This window comes from Paraburkholderia sp. BL25I1N1, from assembly GCF_003002025.1.
Taxonomy (GTDB): domain Bacteria; phylum Pseudomonadota; class Gammaproteobacteria; order Burkholderiales; family Burkholderiaceae; genus Paraburkholderia.
In genome coordinates this window covers 48,894-69,461 of record NZ_PVZB01000024.1, presented here as the reverse complement: position 1 = coordinate 69,461, position 20,568 = coordinate 48,894, and the positions used below count along the sequence as shown (strand labels likewise).

19 protein-coding genes are annotated in these 20,568 nt (G+C 64.7%); 4 read left to right on the top strand and 15 right to left on the bottom strand.

What is annotated here, in order from left to right:
- Positions 1–21 precede the first annotated feature (21 nt).
- The 4 genes from flgM to B0G73_RS30030 all read left to right on the top strand — a co-directional run bounded on the left by flgM (position 22) and on the right by B0G73_RS30030 (position 1,818).
- A complete protein-coding gene (gene flgM / locus B0G73_RS30045; RefSeq protein ID WP_106284799.1) occupies positions 22–375 on the top strand; it encodes a flagellar biosynthesis anti-sigma factor FlgM in 354 nt (117 codons plus the stop codon).
- 94 nt (positions 376–469) lie between these two features.
- A complete protein-coding gene (locus B0G73_RS30040; RefSeq protein ID WP_106284798.1) occupies positions 470–916 on the top strand; it encodes a flagella synthesis protein FlgN in 447 nt (148 codons plus the stop codon).
- 312 nt (positions 917–1,228) lie between these two features.
- Positions 1,229–1,411, top strand: coding sequence for a type II toxin-antitoxin system HicA family toxin (locus tag B0G73_RS30035; RefSeq protein ID WP_106284797.1), 183 nt, complete (start codon positions 1,229–1,231; stop codon positions 1,409–1,411).
- On the top strand, positions 1,408–1,818 hold the full coding sequence (locus B0G73_RS30030; RefSeq protein ID WP_106284796.1) for a type II toxin-antitoxin system HicB family antitoxin: 411 nt from the start codon (positions 1,408–1,410) through the stop codon (positions 1,816–1,818). The genes B0G73_RS30035 and B0G73_RS30030 overlap by 4 nt, the downstream gene beginning before the upstream one ends.
- Positions 1,819–1,878: 60 nt before the next feature.
- On the opposite strand, the gene B0G73_RS30025 is transcribed toward B0G73_RS30030, so the two are convergent.
- The 15 genes from B0G73_RS30025 to cheA all read right to left on the bottom strand — a co-directional run bounded on the left by B0G73_RS30025 (position 1,879) and on the right by cheA (position 20,541).
- Positions 1,879–2,613 carry an RNA polymerase sigma factor FliA gene (locus B0G73_RS30025; RefSeq protein WP_012434714.1) on the bottom strand — a complete coding sequence of 245 codons (735 nt, stop codon included), beginning with the start codon at positions 2,611–2,613 and terminating at the stop codon, positions 1,879–1,881.
- A gap of 28 nt (positions 2,614–2,641) precedes the next feature.
- Positions 2,642–3,511: an AAA family ATPase gene (locus tag B0G73_RS30020; protein ID WP_106284795.1), complete on the bottom strand. Its 870-nt coding sequence runs from the start codon at positions 3,509–3,511 to the stop codon at positions 2,642–2,644.
- Entirely contained in the window at positions 3,504–5,441 is a 1,938-nt protein-coding gene (flhF, locus tag B0G73_RS30015; protein ID WP_106284794.1) for a flagellar biosynthesis protein FlhF, read from the bottom strand. The genes B0G73_RS30020 and flhF overlap by 8 nt, the downstream gene beginning before the upstream one ends.
- Positions 5,442–5,769: 328 nt before the next feature.
- Positions 5,770–7,872, bottom strand: coding sequence for a flagellar biosynthesis protein FlhA (gene flhA / locus B0G73_RS30005; RefSeq protein WP_106284792.1), 2,103 nt, complete (start codon positions 7,870–7,872; stop codon positions 5,770–5,772).
- A complete protein-coding gene (flhB, locus tag B0G73_RS30000; RefSeq protein WP_106284791.1) occupies positions 7,869–9,080 on the bottom strand; it encodes a flagellar biosynthesis protein FlhB in 1,212 nt (403 codons plus the stop codon). The genes flhA and flhB overlap by 4 nt, the downstream gene beginning before the upstream one ends.
- A gap of 249 nt (positions 9,081–9,329) precedes the next feature.
- A complete protein-coding gene (locus tag B0G73_RS29995; protein ID WP_106284790.1) occupies positions 9,330–10,625 on the bottom strand; it encodes a DUF3443 domain-containing protein in 1,296 nt (431 codons plus the stop codon).
- Between the two features lie 15 nt (positions 10,626–10,640).
- Complete coding sequence (locus tag B0G73_RS29990; RefSeq protein WP_106284789.1) at positions 10,641–11,204, bottom strand: DUF2844 domain-containing protein; 564 nt, start codon at positions 11,202–11,204, stop codon at positions 10,641–10,643.
- A gap of 287 nt (positions 11,205–11,491) precedes the next feature.
- A complete protein-coding gene (gene cheZ / locus B0G73_RS29985) occupies positions 11,492–12,202 on the bottom strand; it encodes a protein phosphatase CheZ (protein WP_106284788.1) in 711 nt (236 codons plus the stop codon).
- A 1-nt stretch (position 12,203) separates the two neighbouring features.
- Positions 12,204–12,599 (bottom strand): chemotaxis response regulator CheY, encoded by a 396-nt coding sequence (cheY, locus tag B0G73_RS29980; protein WP_095417937.1) that lies wholly within the window; start codon positions 12,597–12,599, stop codon positions 12,204–12,206.
- A gap of 86 nt (positions 12,600–12,685) precedes the next feature.
- Positions 12,686–13,774: a chemotaxis response regulator protein-glutamate methylesterase gene (locus B0G73_RS29975; RefSeq protein ID WP_166679057.1), complete on the bottom strand. Its 1,089-nt coding sequence runs from the start codon at positions 13,772–13,774 to the stop codon at positions 12,686–12,688.
- A 5-nt stretch (positions 13,775–13,779) separates the two neighbouring features.
- On the bottom strand, positions 13,780–14,568 hold the full coding sequence (gene cheD / locus B0G73_RS29970; RefSeq protein ID WP_106284786.1) for a chemoreceptor glutamine deamidase CheD: 789 nt from the start codon (positions 14,566–14,568) through the stop codon (positions 13,780–13,782).
- Positions 14,565–15,521 carry a CheR family methyltransferase gene (locus B0G73_RS29965; RefSeq protein ID WP_106284785.1) on the bottom strand — a complete coding sequence of 319 codons (957 nt, stop codon included), beginning with the start codon at positions 15,519–15,521 and terminating at the stop codon, positions 14,565–14,567. The genes cheD and B0G73_RS29965 overlap by 4 nt, the downstream gene beginning before the upstream one ends.
- Before the next feature lie 204 nt (positions 15,522–15,725).
- The gene (locus B0G73_RS29955) at positions 15,726–17,588 is read right to left on the bottom strand and encodes a methyl-accepting chemotaxis protein (RefSeq protein ID WP_106284783.1); all 1,863 of its coding nucleotides are present in this window, start codon (positions 17,586–17,588) and stop codon (positions 15,726–15,728) included.
- Positions 17,589–17,631: 43 nt separating this feature from the next.
- Positions 17,632–18,168 (bottom strand): chemotaxis protein CheW, encoded by a 537-nt coding sequence (locus tag B0G73_RS29950; protein WP_106284782.1) that lies wholly within the window; start codon positions 18,166–18,168, stop codon positions 17,632–17,634.
- A 69-nt stretch (positions 18,169–18,237) separates the two neighbouring features.
- Positions 18,238–20,541, bottom strand: a complete 2,304-nt coding sequence (gene cheA, locus B0G73_RS29945) for a chemotaxis protein CheA (RefSeq protein WP_106284781.1) — start codon at positions 20,539–20,541, stop codon at positions 18,238–18,240.
- Positions 20,542–20,568: the final 27 nt, after the last annotated feature.

The window sequence follows — 20,568 nt, the reverse complement described above, 5'->3', positions numbered from 1 at the left end:
AAATCGTTCAGGAAGCCAATCGTGAAAGTCGATTCCACAAACAATTCGAATCTGCCGACGTTGAAAGACGCCCTGTCCCGCTCGCAAGCAGGCGACGCGACGACCGCGAACAGCAACGCGCAGAATGCGGGCACGGCCTCGCAGACCACCACCAGCGGTTCGGGCGACGCCAGCGTCAGCCTGTCGGGTTTGTCGCAGCATCTGCGCAGTCTCGCGGCGTCCGGCTCGGCCGATATCGACACGGCGCACGTCGAGTCGATCAAGCAGGCCATCAAGGACGGCTCGCTGAAGATCGATTCCGGCAAGATCGCCGACGGCGTGCTGAACACCGCGCGCGAACTGTTGCAAAGCAAAACCTCGTCGACCGGCAACTGATCGACGCATCGAAGTACGGTGAAGTGCCGGGCGGCGTTCGACAAACCCGGCTCGCGGATTATGCGCGAGCCGTCGTGTTCAGCGAGTTGTTGAGATGAAAGACGCCCTGCTTGCCACCCTCATCGAAGAATATTCGGCCGTCGAGGCATTTGCCTCGATTCTGACGCTCGAGACCAAGGCGCTCACTGCCTTGTCGCCGCTGGAATTGCTGCCGCCGATCGTCGAGAAGAAAACCGAACTGATCGGCGCGCTCGCCAAGCTCGAAGCCACCCGTGATGGGCTGCTCGCCGAGATGGGCTTTCCCGCCGGCTGGCCCGGCATGGAACTCGCGGCCAGCACCGACACGCGCGTGGCCGAGCAGTGGTCGTTGCTGCAGAAAGCCGCTGAACGCGCGCGACGCTGCAATACCAGCAACGGCGAACTGATCCGCGTGCGGATGGACTACAACCAGAGGGCGCTGACGGCGCTTCAGGTAGCCGCGCCCCAGAAGGCCGGCTTCTATGGTCCGGATGGCCGGATTCCGGCGCGTCCCGCCGTGTAAAAATTTTCGCTGGATCGGCACGGCCTGACGCGCGGGTCTGGCTGAAACAGATGGATTGAAAAGGGCTCGTCTTTTGACGAGCCCTTTTTGCTTTTCAGGCACCCCGCTTCGAGCGCGCCCCACTCCTTCCCGCACACGTTAGCCATCCGGCCAGGTGGCGCGAAATCACCAGCCGCGTTGAAAATCACGACTTCCCCCTTACTGAGTTGGTCCGCCGTCCCGCGCTTTTTCAAGGCTATCTGGACGTGCATCAACGGAGTGCTAACCACTAGCGAGGTTGTGTAATGGTGTGTATGATTCGAGGAGTGCAGTATGAAAAGTGCCGAGGTCGTGAAACTCATTCAGGCGGCGGGTTGGCAGCTGGTCCGCACATCGGGCAGCCACCATCATTTTCGTCACGCTGCAAGAGCCGGTCTCGTGACCATCCCGCATCCGAAGAAAGATCTTCCGCCCGGCACATTGAACAGCATCCTGAAACAGGCGGGCCTGAAATGAAAAACCTGACTTTCCCTATCGCGATTGAACCGGGCAGCGCGGATCACGCGTTCGGCGTCGTCGTGCCCGACATCCCGGGCTGTTTTGCGGCAGGCGACACGCTGGAAGAAGCCTACGCGAACGCCAAGGAGGCTATCGAGGCGCATCTGGAAGTGCTGCTCGACGAGGGCTTGCCGATTCCCGCGCGGCGCACGCTGCAAGAGCACCGCCGCAATCCCGACTATGCGGATTTCACGTGGGGACTTGTCGCCACCCGGAATATTCCCGCCTTGAAGAAGGCGGTACGGATCAATATCTCGCTGCCCGAAGCGCTGGTCCAGGAGATCGACACTTATGCCCAGGCGCGCGGCATGTCGCGCTCGGCCTTTCTGGCACTGGCCGCGGAACATGAAATGGCCGAGGCATGAGGTCAAGCGGAGGCGAGACACGCCGCTCACCGCTCATTTACGTCACCGAATACCCGAACTTCAGGTCGCCTCAGCGTTCGCCCAAGCCATCTCGCGCAAGCGCGTACGCAAACGGGCCACGGCCTGGCTGTGCAACTGGCAGACTCGCGATTCGCTGACTTCCATCACCGCGCCGATTTCGCGCAGGTTCATGCCGCGTTCGTAGTACAGCGACATCAGCAGCTTCTCGCGGTCCGGCAGGCGGTCGATCGCCTCCACCAGCGCCGAGCGCAGGCTGTCGTCGAGCAGCGCCGACAGCGGGTCCGAGTGATCGACGCAGTAGCGGTCGAGGAACGGTTCGTCGTCTGCCGAACGGTCGAAGTCTTCGTAATAGATCAGCTGGCTGCCGTGCAGATCCTGCAGCATCGACTGATACTCGTCGAGCGGCATTTGCAGGTGCTCGGCAATTTCCGTTTCGCTCGCCGAGCGGCCCAGATTCTGCTCCACCTTGTGCACCGCCGTTTCCACTTCACGCGAGGTGCGCCGCAAGCTGCGCGGCAACCAGTCGTTGCTGCGCAATTCGTCGAGCATCGCGCCGCGAATCCGCTGGCTCGCGTAAGTCTCGAACTGCGCGCCCTGGTCTTCCTTGTAGCGGCCTGCCGCGTCCAGCAGTCCGATCATGCCGGCCTGGATCAGATCGTCGAGATCGACGCTCGCCGGCATCTTGGCGACGAGCTGCAAGCCGAGGCGACGCACCAGCGGTGCGTACTTCGTCAGAACTTCGGCTTGGGAAATCTTTCCCTGAGCGTTATACATCGTGCTCCCCTTGTCCTTGTGCCGCCACTCAGGCGTGCTGCGCAGACGGTTGGTCGGCGTGTTGCGCCGCTGTAACTGCCGCAGGCGCCATCCACGGCGTTTGCGACGACATCGCTGGCCGCATCGGCCAGTACTGCAATTCGGCGGCGAGGTGCCGGAAGTCGCGCGCAGCCGGTGTCGACGGAAACGCATCGACGACACAACGCGACAACTCCAGGGCTCGCGCCATCCGCGCATCGGCGGCAATACAACCGGCGTCTTCCAGCGCTACCGTCAGGTAGCGCCCGGCCACGCCGGCCAGGTTTGCAAACGCGGTATGCGCGTCGTTCACGCTCTGCACGTGGTTCACCAGCACGCGGAACTGCGCGATGGCGTGCGCGTAGTGCAGGCGCTTCATGCATGCGTACGCGTCGGTGATCGCGTGCGCGGCCATGCGCGTGACGATCATCACGTCGTGCGCTTGCCTCGCAAGCGCCGAGAGATGACCTTGCGCATCGAGTTCCGCGTCGATCAGCACGACGTCGGCGGAACCGCGCAACACCACGCCGAACTCCGCGGCCGTATGACCTTCCCGGTTCGGACGCGAGGCGGCCAGTACTGAGAAGCCGAGTGCGTGCCTTGCAGCGGCGTCGTCGAGCGTCATCTCGCCGCGCATCACGGCGGCGAAATTGCCCGCGCCGCGCACGCCGCCGAGCATCGTGCTCACCGACTTCTCGCCGAGGCATTCGTCGATCACGAGCACGTCCTTGCCCTGCTGCGCCAGCGCGGCGGCGAGGTTCACCACCGTCGTCGTCGAGCCGACGCCGGCCGAGCCGCTCGTCACCGCAATCACACGCGAGCCGCTGCGGGCCAACATCCGCCGCAGTCCTTCTGCCTGATCGGAGATGACTTTATCCAAAGCGGACCTCGTGCAATTCGGCCGTGGAACGTGCGGACAGTGCGGACAGCAACGCCGGAATGTCGTCGTCGTGCGGCACGAATGGCGAGTTATCGCGCGGTATGCAGAAGGTGCTCTTGATCAGGAATTTCTTCGTCGCGACGTACAGGTTCTCCGGCACCTTCTGACCGGTCGACACGTAGTGCACCGGCAGCTTGTAACGGATCACCGTATCGAGCACGCCGCCGAGATTGGTGGCTTCGTCGAGCTTGGTCAGAATGCAGCCGGCGAGCGGCTGTTGATCCGGCGCGCGCTGATAGGCCTGCACGACTTCGTTGAGCGTGTCGCCATGGCTGGTCGCATTGAGCAGCAGCAGGCGCTGCACCGGCTGACCGGCGTGGCACAGCATCGCGATCTGATCGGAGACGAGGCGGTCGCGCTGGCTCATGCCGATCGTGTCGATCAGCACGATGTGCTTGTTGCGCAATTCGGAGAGCGCGAGTTGCAGGTCGGCGCCGTCCTTTACCGCATGCACCGAGACGCCGAGAATCTTGCCGAAGATGCGCAGTTGTTCGTGGCCGCCGATCCGGTAGCTGTCGGTCGTGAGCAAGGCGACCTTGCTGGCGCCGAAGCGCATCACGCAACGCGCGGCGAGCTTGGCGGTGGTCGTCGTCTTGCCGACGCCCGTCGGGCCCATCAGCGCGAATACGCCGCCGCGCTCCATCAGCGCGTCTTCGTCTTCCATCACCGGCAGGTTCGAATCGAGCACCGAGCGGACCCAGTCCATGCCGCCTTCCATGTTCTCGACGTCGGCCGGCAGGTTGTCGACCATCATCTGCACGAGCTGCGCGGAGAAACCGGCCGCGAACAGATGCTTGGTGAGCGAGGCGCGCACCGGGTTGCGGCGTTGGCGCTCACCCCACAGCAGGCCGGCGAAATGCTCTTCCATCATTCCGCGCATCGACGACAGTTCGCTCATCACGGTGTCGTTGACCACTTGCTCCATACGCGCCTTGATCGCTTCGGCGACCGAAGCGGGCGTGCGGGCGTCGTCGTTCGAGGACGACGCCGGTGCGTTTTTCTGCGCGGCGCGGCGTGCGGCGGCTTGCGCGCCTTCGCGCGCCCAGCCGGGCGTGTCGCCGCCTTGGGGCGCCGCGGCCTTGGCCGGTTCGACGGCGGCACCGAGGCCCTTGGCCATCGCGGCAGCGGGCGTCATCGCGGCGGGACGCGCGCTGTATGCGCCTTCCTGCTGCTGTTCGGCGGCGATGCGGCGAGCGTGGTCGATCAGCCAAGGATTCGATTCGGCCATCGTGCGCGGCGTTTGCACGTCGGCGCCCGGTGCGGTGAACGCAGCCGGCACGCCGGCCGCTTTGAGCAGATCCGCGCGGATGTCTTCGTTGAGGCGCGAGGCCGCGGCGCGGGCGCTCGGTTGCTCGGGACTGACCGGTTTCGACGGCACTTCCGCGGCTGCCTTGATCGGGGCGGCGGGCAGCGCTTTGGGCGCGTTCGCGGCCGGTTTCATGGCGGCGGTCGGTGCGTCGCTCGCGTCGTCGTCAATGTGCTCGGAGTATGAGACGTGGTTGCCAACGCCGTTGCCGAGATTCTCCGCGCCGGCTTCCGGGCTCGCGCCGAACACCGACGAGAACACATCGGGCATGCCGCTCGCATACGGGTTGGCCTGCATCGGCGCTGCCGCCGGCATGGCGCGCGGTGCGGCCAGCGCGGGCCGTCCAGCCATCGCATTCATCGATCCAGCCTGCGGTGCGCCGGCGCCTGCGCGCGGGACTTTCGGCGAGAGGGCGGCGAGGTCGCTGTCGGCCAGCGCGACGATCTCGACGCTGCCGTCGTCCATCGTGCGATTGGACAGTACGACCGCGTCCGCGCCCAACGCTTCGCGCACGAGACGCAGCGCATCACGACTGGTAGCACCGACAAATTTACGAATGTTCAAGCTGGACCCCCGATGAGGTAAACGGACTAACGGACCGGCAACATACCGCTTCCCATTGAGATCATTATTGCGAAACCCGTCGAGGCACGATCGATGGATAAAGACCGTTAAACGTGGGCAATTCGGACGATGGAAACGTGCTCCGATTCACGCGCACGCCGGTTTGAAACACGCCCGGCGGCGGCGTCGGACGGCGCTTTCGCGGGCGCGGCGTGTACTTCGCCGTCCGCTTGCGACATGAAAAGTCAGGCGACGAAATGAAAACCGGCGCTCCACGAGCGCCGGCAAAAGACATCGGCCACAAACTGACCTCAGTAAGCGATACGCGCTAACCGTGCGCGCCGATCAGATTCACCACCTTGATATTGCGCGTGTCGGGCACTTCCGCATACGACAGCACCTTCAGCTGCGGCAGGCTGCGGCGCAGGAAGCGCGCGAGCATGGGCCGCAACGCATGCTGCACCAGCAGCACAGGCGCAAGCCCGAGGTTCTGCTGACGCGTCATCGCCTTCTGCGTTTCGTTCAGCAGCGTGTGCGCGAGGCCCGGCTCGAGACCCGGGTTGGAGCCGGTCGAGAGCGCCTGCGAGAGCACGCGTTCGAGATTCGAATCGAGGCCCATCACCTGCATATCGCCGACGCCCGGGAACCACTGTTGCGTGATCGCCCGACCGAGCGCGAGGCGCACGGCGGCGGTGAGATCGTGCGCGTCGGTGATCTTCGGCGTGTGTTCGGAGAGCGCTTCGAGAATCGTGCGCATGTCGCGAATCGGCACGCCTTCTTCCAGCAGATTTTGCAGCACCTTTTGCAGCGTGGTAAGCGGCAGCGCCTTCGGCACCAGATCGTCGACGAGCGACGGCGTGTCCTTCTGCATCCGTTCGAGCAACGCCTGCACTTCCCGGCGGCCGAGCAATTCCGACGCATGCGTGACCACGAGATGATTCAGGTGCGTCGCCACCACCGTGCTCGAATCGACCACCGTGTAGCCGTACACCTGCGCCTGCTCACGCAGGTTCGTATCGATCCAGATGGCCGGCAAGCCGAAGGCGGGATCTTGGGTCGGCGTGCCCGGCAGCGCGGCGGACACCTGGCCCGGGTTGATCGCTAGCCACTGGCCCGGATACGCTTCGCCGACGCCCACTTCGACGCCCTTGAGCGCGATGCGATAGCCGTTCGGCCGCAATTCCAGGTTGTCGCGGATATGAATGACCGGCGGCAGAAAGCCGATTTCCTGCGCGAACTTCTTGCGGATGCTCTTGATCCGCTTGAGCAGTTCGCCGTCCGAGTTCTTGTCGACGAGCGGAATCAGCCGGTAGCCGACTTCGAGGCCGAGCGTGTCGATCATCGTCACGTCGTCCCAGCTCGCTTCGGTGTTTTCGACGGGCGCCAGCGCGGCCGGTGCGACGTCGACGAGTGCCGTGGTGTTCTTGCGCTCCTCGGCGCGTTTTTTCATCGTGCGGCCGAGCTGGATCAGACCGCCGCCGAGAATCAGAAACGCGAAGTGCGGCATGCCCGGAATCAGGCCCATCAGCACGAGAATGCAGCCGGTGATCACCAGCACGCGCGGATTGGTGAACAACTGGCCGGTGAGCTGCGTGCCGATATCTTCGTTGGTCGCCACACGCGAGACGATCACACCGGCGGCCGTCGAAATCACCAGCGACGGAATTTGCGCGACGAGGCCGTCACCGATGGTGAGCAGCGTGTAGTTCTTGCCCGCCGCCGCGAAGCTCATGTCGTGCTGCACGATACCGACGATCAGTCCGCCGATGATGTTGATCACCATGATCAGCAAACCGGCGATCGCATCGCCGCGCACGAACTTGCTCGCGCCGTCCATCGAGCCGTAGAACTCGGCTTCCTGCGAGACTTCGGCGCGGCGCTTTCTGGCCTGCTCTTCGTTGATGAGGCCGGCGTTCAGGTCGGCGTCGATCGCCATCTGCTTGCCGGGCATCGCGTCGAGCGTGAAGCGCGCGGACACTTCCGCGATCCGCCCCGCGCCCTTGGTGATCACCGAGAAGTTGATGACCATCAAAATGATAAAGACGACGATACCGACCGCGAAGTTGCCGCCCACGAGGAAGTGGCCGAACGACTCGATCACCTGGCCGGCCGCGTCGGGACCGGTGTGGCCTTCGAGCAGCACGACCCGCGTGGACGCCACATTCAGCGAAAGGCGCAGCAAGGTCGAGAACAGCAGCACGCTCGGGAATGCCGCGAAATCGAGCGGCTTCATCGTGTACATGCTGACGAGAAGCACCATCACGGACAGCGCGATGTTGAAGGTGAACAGCAGATCCAGCAGGAACGGCGGCAACGGCAAAATCATCATGCCGAGGATCATGCAGATCAGCACCGGCCCGGCGAGGGCGCGCAAATTGGTGCTGCTCAAGGCGTCTGGCCGTCGGGCGAGGAAACCGGCGCGAGCGTTCATGCGGAGGCTCCTGAAGCGTCTTCGTTATCTGGGTTGAGCGTGTCGGCGGCTTCCTGATCGGCTTCGTCGTCCGATACACCGCCCTTGTCGAGTTCCGCGGGCACGTCGAGTTCGGTCGGCGCGAGCGGCACGTCGCCGCCCTCGGCCTTGAAGCGGCGCAACTGATACACCCACGCGAGCACTTCGGCGACCGCGCCGTATAGCGGGCCCGGAATCTCGCGATTGAGTTCGACGTTGTGGTACAGCGCCCGCGCGAGCGGCGGCGCTTCCAGCAGCGGCACATTGTTCTCGGCGGCAATTTCGCGAATCCGCGCCGCCACCAGGTTGACGCCCTTGGCGACCACCTTCGGCGCGCGCATCTCGCCGTCGGTGTATTGCAGCGCCACGGCGAAGTGCGTCGGGTTGGTCACCACCACGTCGGCCTTCGGCACGTTGGTCATCATGCGACGGCGGGCAATCGCGCGCTGTTGCTGGCGAATCCGGCCTTTGACGTGCGGATCGCCTTCGCTTTCGCGGTGCTCGCGCTTCACTTCTTCCTTCGTCATGCGCAGCTTCTTGTGGAATTGCCACAGTTGATACGGCACATCCATCGCGGCGACGACGAACATGCCCGCCACCGTCATGCCGCAGCACACGGCGATCAGATGCACGGTGTTGGCGAGCGCGAGATGCAGCGGCTGGGTCGCCAGCGCGAGAATCTCTTCGCGGCGATTCCAGATCGCCGTGCCGCCGATCACGCCCACCACCAGCGTCTTCGCGAGCGACATGCCGAGCTGGATCGGTCCGTTGATCGAAAACATCTTGCCGAGGCCGGCGATCGGATTGAGGCGGTCGAACTTCGGCTCGAGGCCTTTCGCCGACAACTGCCAGCCGCCCAGCGCCATCGGCGCGAACAAGGCGGCGACGCCGGTGAAGGCGAGAATCGGCAGCAGCGCGTAGAGCCCTTCGCGGCTCGCCACGCCCGCGCCGATCATCATGCGGCGGGTTTCGAACGCGCCGGCGTGATCGAACGTGAAGGCCGCGCGTAGCATGCCCTGCAAATGTTCGCCGATGCTGCCGGACATCCCCCACACGCCGAAGAACCCCGCCGCCAGCAGCGCAAAGGTGGACAGCTCGCGCGAACGCACGATCTGCCCTTCCTCGCGCGCCTTCTGCAGGCGCCGGGGAGTGGCTGATTCGGTTTTTTCGAGGTCGCTATCCTCTGCCACAAACGCTCTCCGGTCGGCTGAGGCACGGCGCCTCTTTCCAGTGAGAGCGATTATTCCCGCTCGACGCAAGCACCGATCGGCGGATAAAGGCGGAGAAAGGGGGGTATTTCGACGGATGGAGACGGCCGGGAAGCCCGCCGGCCGGCCCTGCTGACGTGAAACGGCAACTCGTGGCCGGGCCGGACACCCGCGTGTTTCGCGCGAGCGCCGGTTCGGCTTCAGCCCTCAGGCGTCAGTGTGGCGCTTCGATCAGAACGCCACGAAAGGCGTTTGACCGCCATTTGCGGTCTGATCGATGCCGTAATACACATGGCGGCCGTAGAAGAACGGCAGCCCCAGATCGAAGCTGCTGTTGCCGCCGATCTGCCCCGCCAGGTCGTTGAACGCGTAGTTGTTGCCGTTGCTGAACAGCGTCGCCGCACTCAGGATGCCGATGCTGGCGTTCGCCTGCGCCTTGTTCAGCCCGACCAGCGTCAGCGTCCGCGTTTGCGCCGACGACGGGCAGTAAAAGCCCGCGAAGTTGCTGCCGCACTGCGCAAGGGAGCTATCGCCGAAGAAGTAGGCGTTCGAGCCCGAATCGAGGAAGGCTTGTACCTGCGCGCCGTTGAACACGCTGTTGTCCATGTCACCGAAAGCGTCGGTGGTAAAAAGCTGGACCCCGGTAAGCGCGTTGTTCGCCTGCGTGCCGACGCCGAACACCAGTGTGCCGGTGGCGGAGGACGCGCCGGTGTTGGACACCGGCGGCATCTGCACGATCACGCCGTTGTTGTCGACCGGGAAAAACGGGACTGGATTGGCCACCTGTTGGGCGAGCGGTACCGCCGTGCGGGCGCACGACACGCCGCCCGGACAGGCGAAGTAATTGCTGAATTTCGCCGCCTGTGCCGGGTCCGAGCAGGTCGTACCGCAATCGGTGGGCGACGTGCCGATGCCGAGAATACCGTTGGCGCCGAGATCGTCAACCTTGTTCTCGGCCTGGCCGCTGCCACAGCCGGGCGTGGGCACCGTGCTCGAATCCTTGTCGCCAATGATCTGCATCGGAACGGCCGCCGTCGTCGTCTCGCCGCCGATCGCGATGGTCGCGGTGCGCACCGTGCCCCACGTGAAGCCGTCCGCGAAGGTCGCGCACTCGGCGAGCTGGGCGCCGCTGCCGCTGATGGTGCTGACCGGCAACGCATTGAGCAGCGAGGCGTTCAGGACCGAGCTGACCACGCGCAGCCCGTAGGAACCGGTATCGACCTGGATATTGTCAATGGTCTGACAATTCGTGGTCGAACCGGGCGCGCATATTCTCACGCTGACCGCCGGGATATTGATGACGCCGTTCACGCCTCGGCCGACGGTGATGGGCACTGTATTCGCCGCAGTGGCGGCAATAGGCTGCTGAGTCGGACTGGCCGGCAGCGAGCCGCCGTTCAGCGAGGTCGACGAATCGTTGTTGGAGCCGCCACCGCCGCCGCACGCGACGAGCGCGGACACCAGCGCCACGGCGACGACGGCCTGCATCCAGCCCTTGAGCTTCACAGCAATATGCTTGGTTCGCATGTCTCGTCCTCGCTATTACTGGATGTCTGAACCGCTGACGCTGTCTGAACCGCTGACGCCGGCGGGCAGCGCAGGAGGCAACCACGCTTGGCCACTGAACGAGCCCATGTGGCCGCCGGAGCGCACCACGAGGCCGCTCTGGTCGACCGCGACCGGGCCGCGGCCGCCGCCGCGCGCCGCGCGCACCGCCTTGACGCCTGCCACGTACTGCGGGAAATAGCTGCCGAGCAGATCGTTCAGATCCGGCATTTGCGGGCCGCGCCAGGCGATGCCGAACACGGATCCGTCCGAGGCGAGATATTCGCGGACCACGGTGCCGTTGCCGAGCGCCGTCTCACGCACGGTGTAAGACGTGGAAGCTGTAGCGGACGACCCGGCGTTGGACGCGGAGCGCATTACGCTCTGCGCCGCGTTGACGGCGCTGCTGCCGGGCTGAACGGTACGCGACGAGACTGACGCGCCCGTGGGCGGTGTCATGGGGGCGCCGCCCAGTCCCGCATGAGCGGACTGCACGACGATTAGCGAACAGGGTAAGGCAAGCGCCGTAACGATCCCGGCGCGGCGTACACGACTCCACATAACAAGGCTCCTCCCGAGCGGCCGCTCGGTTCGCACGTGATGCAAACCGGCTGCATGTACGCAGATCATACGGCACCGCTGCGATCGCACCGTGGAGGGTTTCTCCCCATCGTGCCACCGACCGGCATGTGTCTTCGCCGGAGCGCCGTGCCGCTGCTTGAGCCCGTAGTATGCCTGTGGTTTGTGTCGGCAGACAGCAAGCACACGCGGGGGCGTGGCTCGCTATGGGTCCCGGCTGGACCCAGCGCCTTTGGTGGGCGGGCGCGACGTGGCGTCGCGCCGGTGGGTCAGAAGCCGAGGCTGGCCAGAAGATCGTCGACTTGCGACTGGTCCTGCACCACGTCCGTTTTGCCTTCCGGATTGATTTGCGGACCGTTCAGCAGATGCTCGGGGCTGCCGGTCGACGAGACTTCGGCCGCCAGTGCCGCCGCGTTCGCCGCGAACTGCTCGCGCCGTTCGAGCGCGATGTTCTCGACCAGCACGCCGAGCAACTGCTGCTCGATCAGATACACGACATCCGTGATCTTCTTGATGACCTGGCCGGTCAGATCCTGGAAGTCCTGCGCCAGCATGATCTCCATGAGCTGCGAGTTGGTCCCGCTGGTCGCCTCGGGCACGCCGCGCAGGAAGGTCCGCGTGTCGTTCATCAACGCGCGCACTTCCTCGCGCTCGATCGGCGCCGCGTACCACTGCTCCCAACGCGCGTCGAGTTCGCCCGCGTCTTTCTGCAGCTGCTCCTGGATCGGCTTGGCGATGTCGATAGCGGACAGGACGCGCTCGGCGGCCTGCTCCGTCATATCCGCGATGTATTTCAGGCGGTCGCGGGCATCGGGCACGGCTTCGGCCGCACGCTCGACATGCTTGTCGAGCCCGAGCTCGCGCATCGAGTCGCGCAGCGTGCGCGTCAGTTGTCCAATGCGGGCCAGGATACGGTCGGACGCGAAGTCGCCGCTCTCGTTGCCCGCGTCGGCGCCTTGCGCGTTGGTCGGCAGATTCACATCAGCTCCCGGTCTTGGCCATCTTCTCGAGAATCTTGTTGAGCTTCTCGTCGAGCGTCGCGGCCGTGAACGGCTTGACGACATAACCGCTCGCGCCGGCCTGCGCCGCCGCGATGATGTTTTCCTTCTTCGATTCGGCCGTCACCATCAGCACCGGCAGGTGCGTGAGGTTGGCGTCGGCGCGGATCTCCTTGAGCATGGCCAGACCGTCGAGGTTCGGCATGTTCCAGTCGGAGATCACGAAGTCGTACGTGCCGCCACGCAAACGCGCGAGACCGGCCTGGCCGTCTTCCGCCTCGTCGACGTTCGAATAGCCGAGTTCCTTGAGGAGGTTGCGGACGATCCGGCGCATCGTCGGAAAGTCGTCAACAACCAGAATCTTCATTCCCTTATCCATTTCATTCCCTTTGCTTGATCCATGGTGCGGCGCCTCACCGCTCAACTCGCGCCTCAAACCAGCGCCTCAAATCCTACCGGCCCGCATCATACCCGCTGAACGCGGTCGCCCATTGCCGAGAGACGCGCCATCACACGTCGGCTCATTTCCGGCAACGCGGCGATCTCGTCCGCCGCGCCAAGTGCAATCGCTTCACGCGGCATGCCGAACACAATACAGCTCGCCTCGTCCTGCGCAAGGGTGTACGCCCCTGCCTTTTTCATGTCCAGCAGTCCGGCGGCCCCGTCGCGCCCCATGCCGGTCAGAATCACGCCGACCGCGTTCTTGCCCGCATGCTGCGCGGCGGAACGGAACAGCACGTCCACCGACGGACGATGCCGGTTGACCGGCGGCTCGTCCGACAGGTGAGCAATATAGTTCGCGCCACTGCGCGCAAGCAACAGATGAGCATGGCCGGGTGCAATGTAAGCATGTCCCGGCAGCACGCGTTCGCCGTGCTCTGCCTCTTTAACGGTAATCCGGCACAAACCATTGAGGCGTTGTGCAAAAGATTTTGTGAAGCCCGGCGGCATATGCTGCGCGATCAGCACCGCGGGTGCATCCGGCGGCAGCGGCACCAGCACTTCGCGGATCGCTTCCGTGCCGCCCGTCGACGCGCCGACGATGATCAGCTTCTCGGTACTGAGCAGCGGATTGTTGAACAGCGGTGCCGCGCCGACCGTCGCCTGCGCGGCATGTGCAGCCGCGTGCTGCACCGGCGCGGCCTGGCGCACGCGTGCGCGCGCGGCGGCGCGAATCTTGTCGGCGAGCTTTTCCGAGTAATCGAGCATGCCGTCGCGGATGCCGACCTTCGGTTTGGTGACGAAGTCGACCGCGCCGAGTTCCAGCGCGCGCAGCGTGATTTCATTGCCGCGTTCGGTCAGCGACGAGACCATCACGACGGGCATCGGCCGCAGGCGCATCAGCTTCTCGAGGAAGTCGAGGCCATCCATGCGCGGCATTTCGACGTCGAGCGTCAGCACGTCGGGGTTGTGCTGCTTGATGAGATCGCGCGCGACCAGCGGGTCGGGTGCGGTCGCCACTACCGTCATATCCGGCTGGCCGTTGATGATTTCCGTCATCAGGCTGCGGATCAGCGCCGAATCGTCGACGCACAGTACTTTGATCTTTTGCACAGCGCTCACGCCTCCTCTGTGGTTCTGGCGTTGTTTGAATTAATCGGGCGCGTGCCGAACAGTTCGATGCGCGGCTTTGCTGCCCCTGCGCCCGCACTGCTCGCCGCTGTTCCCGTTGCTCCGCCGGCCGCCGAGCCGAACAGTTCGACCTTGGCTCTCGACGCTGCCGGCGCCGAGAACAGTTCCACCCGCTTGCGTGCCGCGGCGAGCCGCTCGGCGCGTGCTTCGGCGCTCCGCCGCATCAGCGCCTGTTCGCGCTCGGCCACGCCCGCTTCCTGCTGCAAGCGCAACTTCTTCACCATCACCTGGCCGGTGCGCGGCATGAACGCCACCTTGCGCGGATGCGAGCCCTGCAAGTCCTCGGCGACGATGCGGATCTTCTCCACCGCGAGATAGCGGCGCACGAACTCCGAATTGCGATCGCCGATGTTCATCGTCGTCATGCCGGCGAGCACCGCACCGCCGCCGAACACCTTCGCTTCGAAGCGCTCGCGCCGGCCGCCGGCCTTGATCAGTTCGTTGATCAGCACTTCCATCGCGTAGGCGCCGTAGCGCATCGAATCCGATGCGGCCTGCGCGACGTCCGCGCCGTCGTCGGGCAACATGAAGTGATTCATGCCGCCGATCCCGGCCGTGCGATCCTGGATGCACGCCGCGACGCAGGATCCGAGCACGGTGACCAGCACCATGTCTTCGTGCGTGGTGTAAAACTCGTTTGGCAACAACTTCACGCCGGGGCGCTGGAAGTGGTTGTCGAAATACAGATTGGTGGCGATCGGCAGGGCGCTGCTCATACCGTCACCCCGCTCGCCGCTTGATGCGATGCCGTTGCCGAGCCGCGGGTCGCCGTCGGCGTGCGCGCGCCGCTTGCATCACGCGTCAATTCATATACGGTCTGGCCGCGCAGCTTGAATGCCTGCGTGACGTACGTGAAGTTCTCCGAGTGGCCGGCGAACAGCAGGCCGCCCGCCTTCATCAACGGCTCGAAGCGCGCGAGCACTTGCGCTTGCGTCGGCTTGTCGAAATAGATCATCACGTTGCGGCAGAAGATCGCGTCGAACTGCGAACGCAACTGGTAATCGCGGTCGGTGAGATTGAGTTGCTCGAAGCGCACCAGCGCACGCACTTCCGGGCGCACCTTGACCATACCCGCGTGCGCGCCAGTGCCCTTCAGGAAGAAGCGCTTGAGCCGCTCGGGCGAGAGATGCTTAACCTGATCGAACTGGTACATGCCGGCTTCGGCCTTGGCCAGCACCTGGGTGTCGATGTCGGTGGCGAGCACCGAGGCCTGACGCGCGCCGCTGTCGCCGAGCGCTTCGATCAGCGTCATCGCGATCGAATACGGCTCTTCTCCGGTCGAAGCCGCCGAGCACCACACCGAAACCGGCTGCGCGCGGCGCGGCACGAAATCGGCGAGGATCGGAAAGTGATGCGCCTCGCGGAAAAACGCTGTCAGGTTGGTGGTCAGCGCATTGGTGAACGCTTCCCACTCGGCCGGATCGTTTTCCGCTTCGAGCAGGTCGAGATACTGCTTGAAGGTGTCGAGACCGCGGCTGCGCAGACGGCGCGCCAGACGGCTGTACGCCATGTCGCGCTTGTGATCCGACAGCGAAATGCCCGCGCTGCGGTGAATCAGTTCGCGAATGCGAGCGAAGTCCGCCGACGTGAATTCGAAATCCCGCGACTGTTCGCCGGATCTAACCGGGTCCGAACGTTCGGGACGTTGCTGTGCGCGCGTTGCCATCATGAGTGTTCCTGCCTGCGATACGAGCCATCCCGCATTCCGCCCAGGAACTCGCCTTGGGAAGAAGGGATTGTGTTCGCGGGGTCGCGCCCGCCCGCGAGTTCCGCCACCATGCAGTCGGCCCGCGACACGCCGATAAAGCGTGCTTCGATGATTCGCCCCTCATGGAGCGAGATGCCGAATGACCGCATGTCTTTGCGCCACTTCCTAGAATGTTTCCCAGTCCGCGTCCGAGCCCGCCGTAGCTGCGCTGACCGCGGCCGGACGTGCTGCGGATTCGGATGCCGCGCGGGCCGTCTTCGGCCTGAGTGCCGGTTCGACGCGCGCGGCGCCTGCGTCGTGATTGCCCGACGCCGATGGGTTGCTCGTTGCGGCTGCGCCTGTCGCCGGATGCGCTGCGCCGCCGTTCACGGCTGCATGCTGCGCAAGCTTGGCAGCCGGCTTGCTCCTGCTGCTCGTCACGCGGGATGCGGCCGGTTGCGGACGGGTTGCCGCCGCGCTGCCGTGTGCCGCGCCGCCGGCCACTTTCCAGCCATTCACCACGGCCTGCAACTGACGCGTCTGATCTTCGAGCGAGGCCGCCGCGGCCGCCGCCTGTTCGACCAGCGCGGCGTTCTGCTGCGTGACTTCGTCCATCTGCACGACCGCGCGGTTCACCTGCTCGATGCCGCCCGACTGCTCTTCGGACGCCGCGCTGATTTCGCCCATGATGTCGGTCACGCGGCGCACGGCCTGCACGATCTCGTCCATCGTCGTGCCGGCACGGCCGACCAAAGTCGAGCCGCTTTGCACCTTGTCGACCGAATCGCCGATCAGTTCCTTGATTTCCTTCGCGGCGCTCGCGCTGCGCTGCGCGAGACTGCGAACTTCGCCCGCCACCACCGCGAAGCCGCGGCCCTGTTCGCCGGCGCGCGCGGCTTCGACCGCCGCGTTCAGCGCGAGAATATTGGTCTGGAAGGCAATGCCTTCGATCACGCCGATGATGTCGACGACCTTGTTCGAACTGGTCGCGATGTCCTGCATGGTCGTGACGACCTGACTCACCACGTCGCCGCCGCGCGTGGCGATGTCGGATGCGTTGACGGCCAGTTGGCTCGCCTGACGCGCGTTCTCGGCGTTCTGCCGCACGGTGCCGGTCAACTGCTCCATGCTCGATGCGGTTTCCTGCAGCGAGGCGGCCTGCTGTTCGGTGCGCTGGGACAGGTCGGTGTTGCCCATCGCGATTTCGCGCGCGCCGGTGTCGATCGATTCCGTGCTGCTGTGAACCGCCCTCACCATTGTCGACATGCTGTCCTGCATGCGCTTGATGCCGGCGAACAGCCGCCCGATTTCATTGCGGCTGAAGACGTTGATCGATTCGGACAGGTCGCCCGCGGCGATGCGCTCGAAGCACGCCGTCGCGTCGGCGAGCGGCTGCACGATCAGGCCGCGCAGCGCGAAGCGGACGCCCACCACCAGCAGCAGCGCGAGCACGGTGACGGCGATGATCAGCGTCGTCATCAGCGAGATGTTCGATTGCGCGCTCGCCTGCTGATCCACGGCCTGCTGCTGCAAGCTCTTGACGACCGCCGAGGCCGCGATGTCGTAGGCCACGAACATCGGGCTGATCTTCGTATCCGCAATCGCGTGATAGGCGGCCAGATCGTTCGCGCGCAGCGCGGCGAACTCCGGCTCGAGGCCTTCGCGCATCACCACCGTACGGCGCGCCAGCAGTTCGTCGAGCTGCGCCTGCGCCACGCCGTTTTTGGGCGCGTCGAGATACGTCTGCCAGCTCTGATTGCCCTTGCCGTACAACTCCTCCGCACGATCGAGCACCTTCTTCGCCTGCTCCGTGTCGCCCGCCGCGCTCAATGCATTGAAGCGGTCCAGCGACACGCGCGAGCGCAGCAGATACGCGGAAGCATCGTCGAGCGCGTGAATGGCAACCAGATCGCCGCGCGCAATGCGGTCGAGCGATTGGCTCGCGCGATTCAGCGCGCTCAGCCCAAGTACGCCGACCACCACGGTCAGCGCGACCAGAATGATCCCCATCATCGTCAACGACGTGCGAATCGACCACCTGCTCAACATTTCAATGCTCCCTGTCCCAATCGTTTCGTGAAAGCTGCCGCTGTCAGGCGCCGAGCGTTTCGATCAGCGCCATTTCGCGGCTGGTCATGAGCTTCTCGATGTCCATCAGTATCAGCATGCGGCCGTCGACGGTGCCCAGACCCGTGAGGTACTCGGTCGTCAGCGTGGCGCCGAATTCCGGCGCCGGCATGATCTGGTCGGTGGCGAGCGTCAGCACGTCCGACACGCCGTCCACCACCATCCCGACCACGCGGTGCGCGACGTTCAGGATGATCACCACCGTCTGGTGGTCGTACTCGACGCGGCCCAGGTGGAACTTGATGCGCATGTCCACGATCGGCACGATGATGCCGCGCAGATTGATCACGCCCTTGATGAACTCCGGCGCATTGGCAATCCGCGTCACGTTGTCGTAGCCGCGGATTTCCTGCACCTTGAGAATGTCGATGCCGTACTCTTCGGCGCCGAGCGTGAAGACGAGGAATTCCTGACCGCCGGCGTCTGCCTGCTGCGCATCGCGGCGGCTATTGGCACCGCTTGCGTTCGCGACGCTCGAATTGATGGATTGGACTTCTGCCACGTTAGCCCCCAAACGGTTGGGATGAAATGAGTTGAGTAAGTGTTACTGTTGCGGCGAATGTGACGGACATCATGCGAGGCTCATCGCGCCATGCGCGTGGCGTGTTTCGCGGTTCAGCGCTGCCACGTCCACGATCAGCGCGACGCTGCCGTCGCCGAGAATGGTCGCGGCGGAAATGCCGTGCACCTTGCGGTAATTCGTTTCCAGGTTCTTCACGACCACCTGCTGCTGGCCCACCAGTTCGTCGATGAGCATCGCAAAGCGGCGCCCCTCGGTTTGCATGATGGTGACGATGCCTTGCGTCGGTTCCTGCTTCGCCCCGTCGACGTTGAACACTTCGTGCAACGCCACGAGCGGCAGATATTCACCGCGCACCCGCACCACGCGTTCGCCGTTGGCCACCGTATAAATGTCTTCGGCTTGCGGCTGCAGCGACTCCATCACGAAGTTCAGCGGCAGAATGAATATCTCGTTACCGACCTTGACCGACATGCCGTCGAGAATCGCCAAGGTGAGCGGCAACACGATGCGTGTGGTGCTGCCCTTGCCGGCGTGCGAGGTGATTTCCACGTGACCACCCATCGACTGGATGTTCCGCTTCACCACGTCCATACCCACGCCGCGGCCCGACACATCGGTGACCTGCTCCGCCGTCGAGAAGCCCGGCAGGAAGATCAGGTTCCAGACTTCTTCGTCGCTCATTGTCTCGCTGACCTGCATGCCCTGCTTGGCCGCCTTCGCGAGAATCTTGTCGCGGCGCAAGCCCGCGCCGTCGTCGCTCACTTCAATGACGATGTTGCCGCCGTGATGCGCCGCCGACAGCACCAGCTGACCGGTCGAATCCTTGCCCGCCGCGCGCCGTGCTTCCACGGTTTCGATGCCGTGGTCGAGACTGTTGCGCACGAGGTGAGTCAACGGATCGATGATCCGTTCGATGAGGCTCTTGTCGAGTTCGGTCGCTTGCCCGAAGGTGACGAGTTCCACTTCCTTGCCGAGTTTCGCCGCCAGATCGCGCACCAGACGCGGGAAGCGGCTGAACACGTAATCCATTGGCATCATGCGGATCGACATCACCGCTTCCTGCAGATCGCGTGCATTGCGCTCGAGCTGCGCCATGCCGTTGAAAAGGCGATCGTGCAGTGCCGGGTCGAACGTGCTGGTGGTTTCCGCGAGCATGGCTTGCGTGATCACCAGTTCGCCGACCAGGTTGATCAGCTGATCGACCTTTTCGACGCCGACGCGAATCGAGCTGCCTTCGGCGCCGCCGGCTGCCGCAGCCGGCCGTGCTGCTTTGCGATCCTGCTCGGCGGGCGTGGCTGCGCTCGCTGCACTGGCCGCGCTGGCCGGCGCCGCTGCGCTTGCCGCTGCCGCGGGTTGCGCCGCCGATTGAGCCACAGCCGGCGCGGCCGCAGCCGGTGCGTCGAACATGCCATGCGTGGCCGTTGATGCGGGCGCAGCGGTGCCGGCAGCCGGTGCCGGCGATGCTGCAGGGTCCGCCTGAGTTGCCTGTGCTGCTTGCGCCGGGGACGAATCGGCAGCGTCGGGCGTTCCAGGTTCGCCTTGCTGCGTGTCGTCCGCCGGTGCGGTGCCGCGGCCGATCACGATCTGACTCTCGTCGATCACGAAACAGCACACGGCGATGATGTCGTCGGAGGTCACATCGGTCGCGAGCCACAGCGTGAGATCGCCGCCGCTCTTGACCTGCCCGACGATGTTGCCCAGGTTGCCGAGCTCTTCGGCCAGCAGTTCCTGGTCCTTCTCACCAACGCCCCGTAGCGTAATTTTCAGATGGGGACCGGTTTCTGCGCCGTCTCCCGTGGCTTGCCCGGTCTGTGCCGGTTCGCCGTCAATCCATTCACCCGCCGCCTGCACCGCCTGTTCGACGACGTGCTCCGGCGGGGTGCCGCCTTCAACTGCTTGTGTTTCAACCGGCGCCACGCTCGCGGCAGCGGGCGCGGGCGCAGCCGGCGCCACGCCGTCACGGCTTTCCGCGTTCAGGCGTTCGAGCTTCGCGCAAATCGCCTTCGCAGTAGCCGCGTCCGGCTCGGCGCTCGCGCGGTAATCGGCGAGCTGGCCGGACAACACGTCCTTGGTTTCGAGGAACGTGTCGATCATGTCCTTGCGCAGCACGAGTTCGTTATTGCGCGCGCGATCGAGCAGCGATTCGAGAATGTGCGTCGTTTCCGTCAGCGCGGTAAAACCGAACGTCGCCGCGCCACCCTTGATCGAATGCGCCGCGCGGAAAATGGCCGCGAGGTCTTCGGGGTCCGGGTGAGCGATATCCAGATTGAGCAGCAACTGCTCCATCTGCGCGAGCAGTTCGTCGGCTTCGTCGAAGAATGTCTGATAGAACTGAGTGATGTCGAGTGTCATGCCTGGGTCACCGCGAGAGTTCCTGTC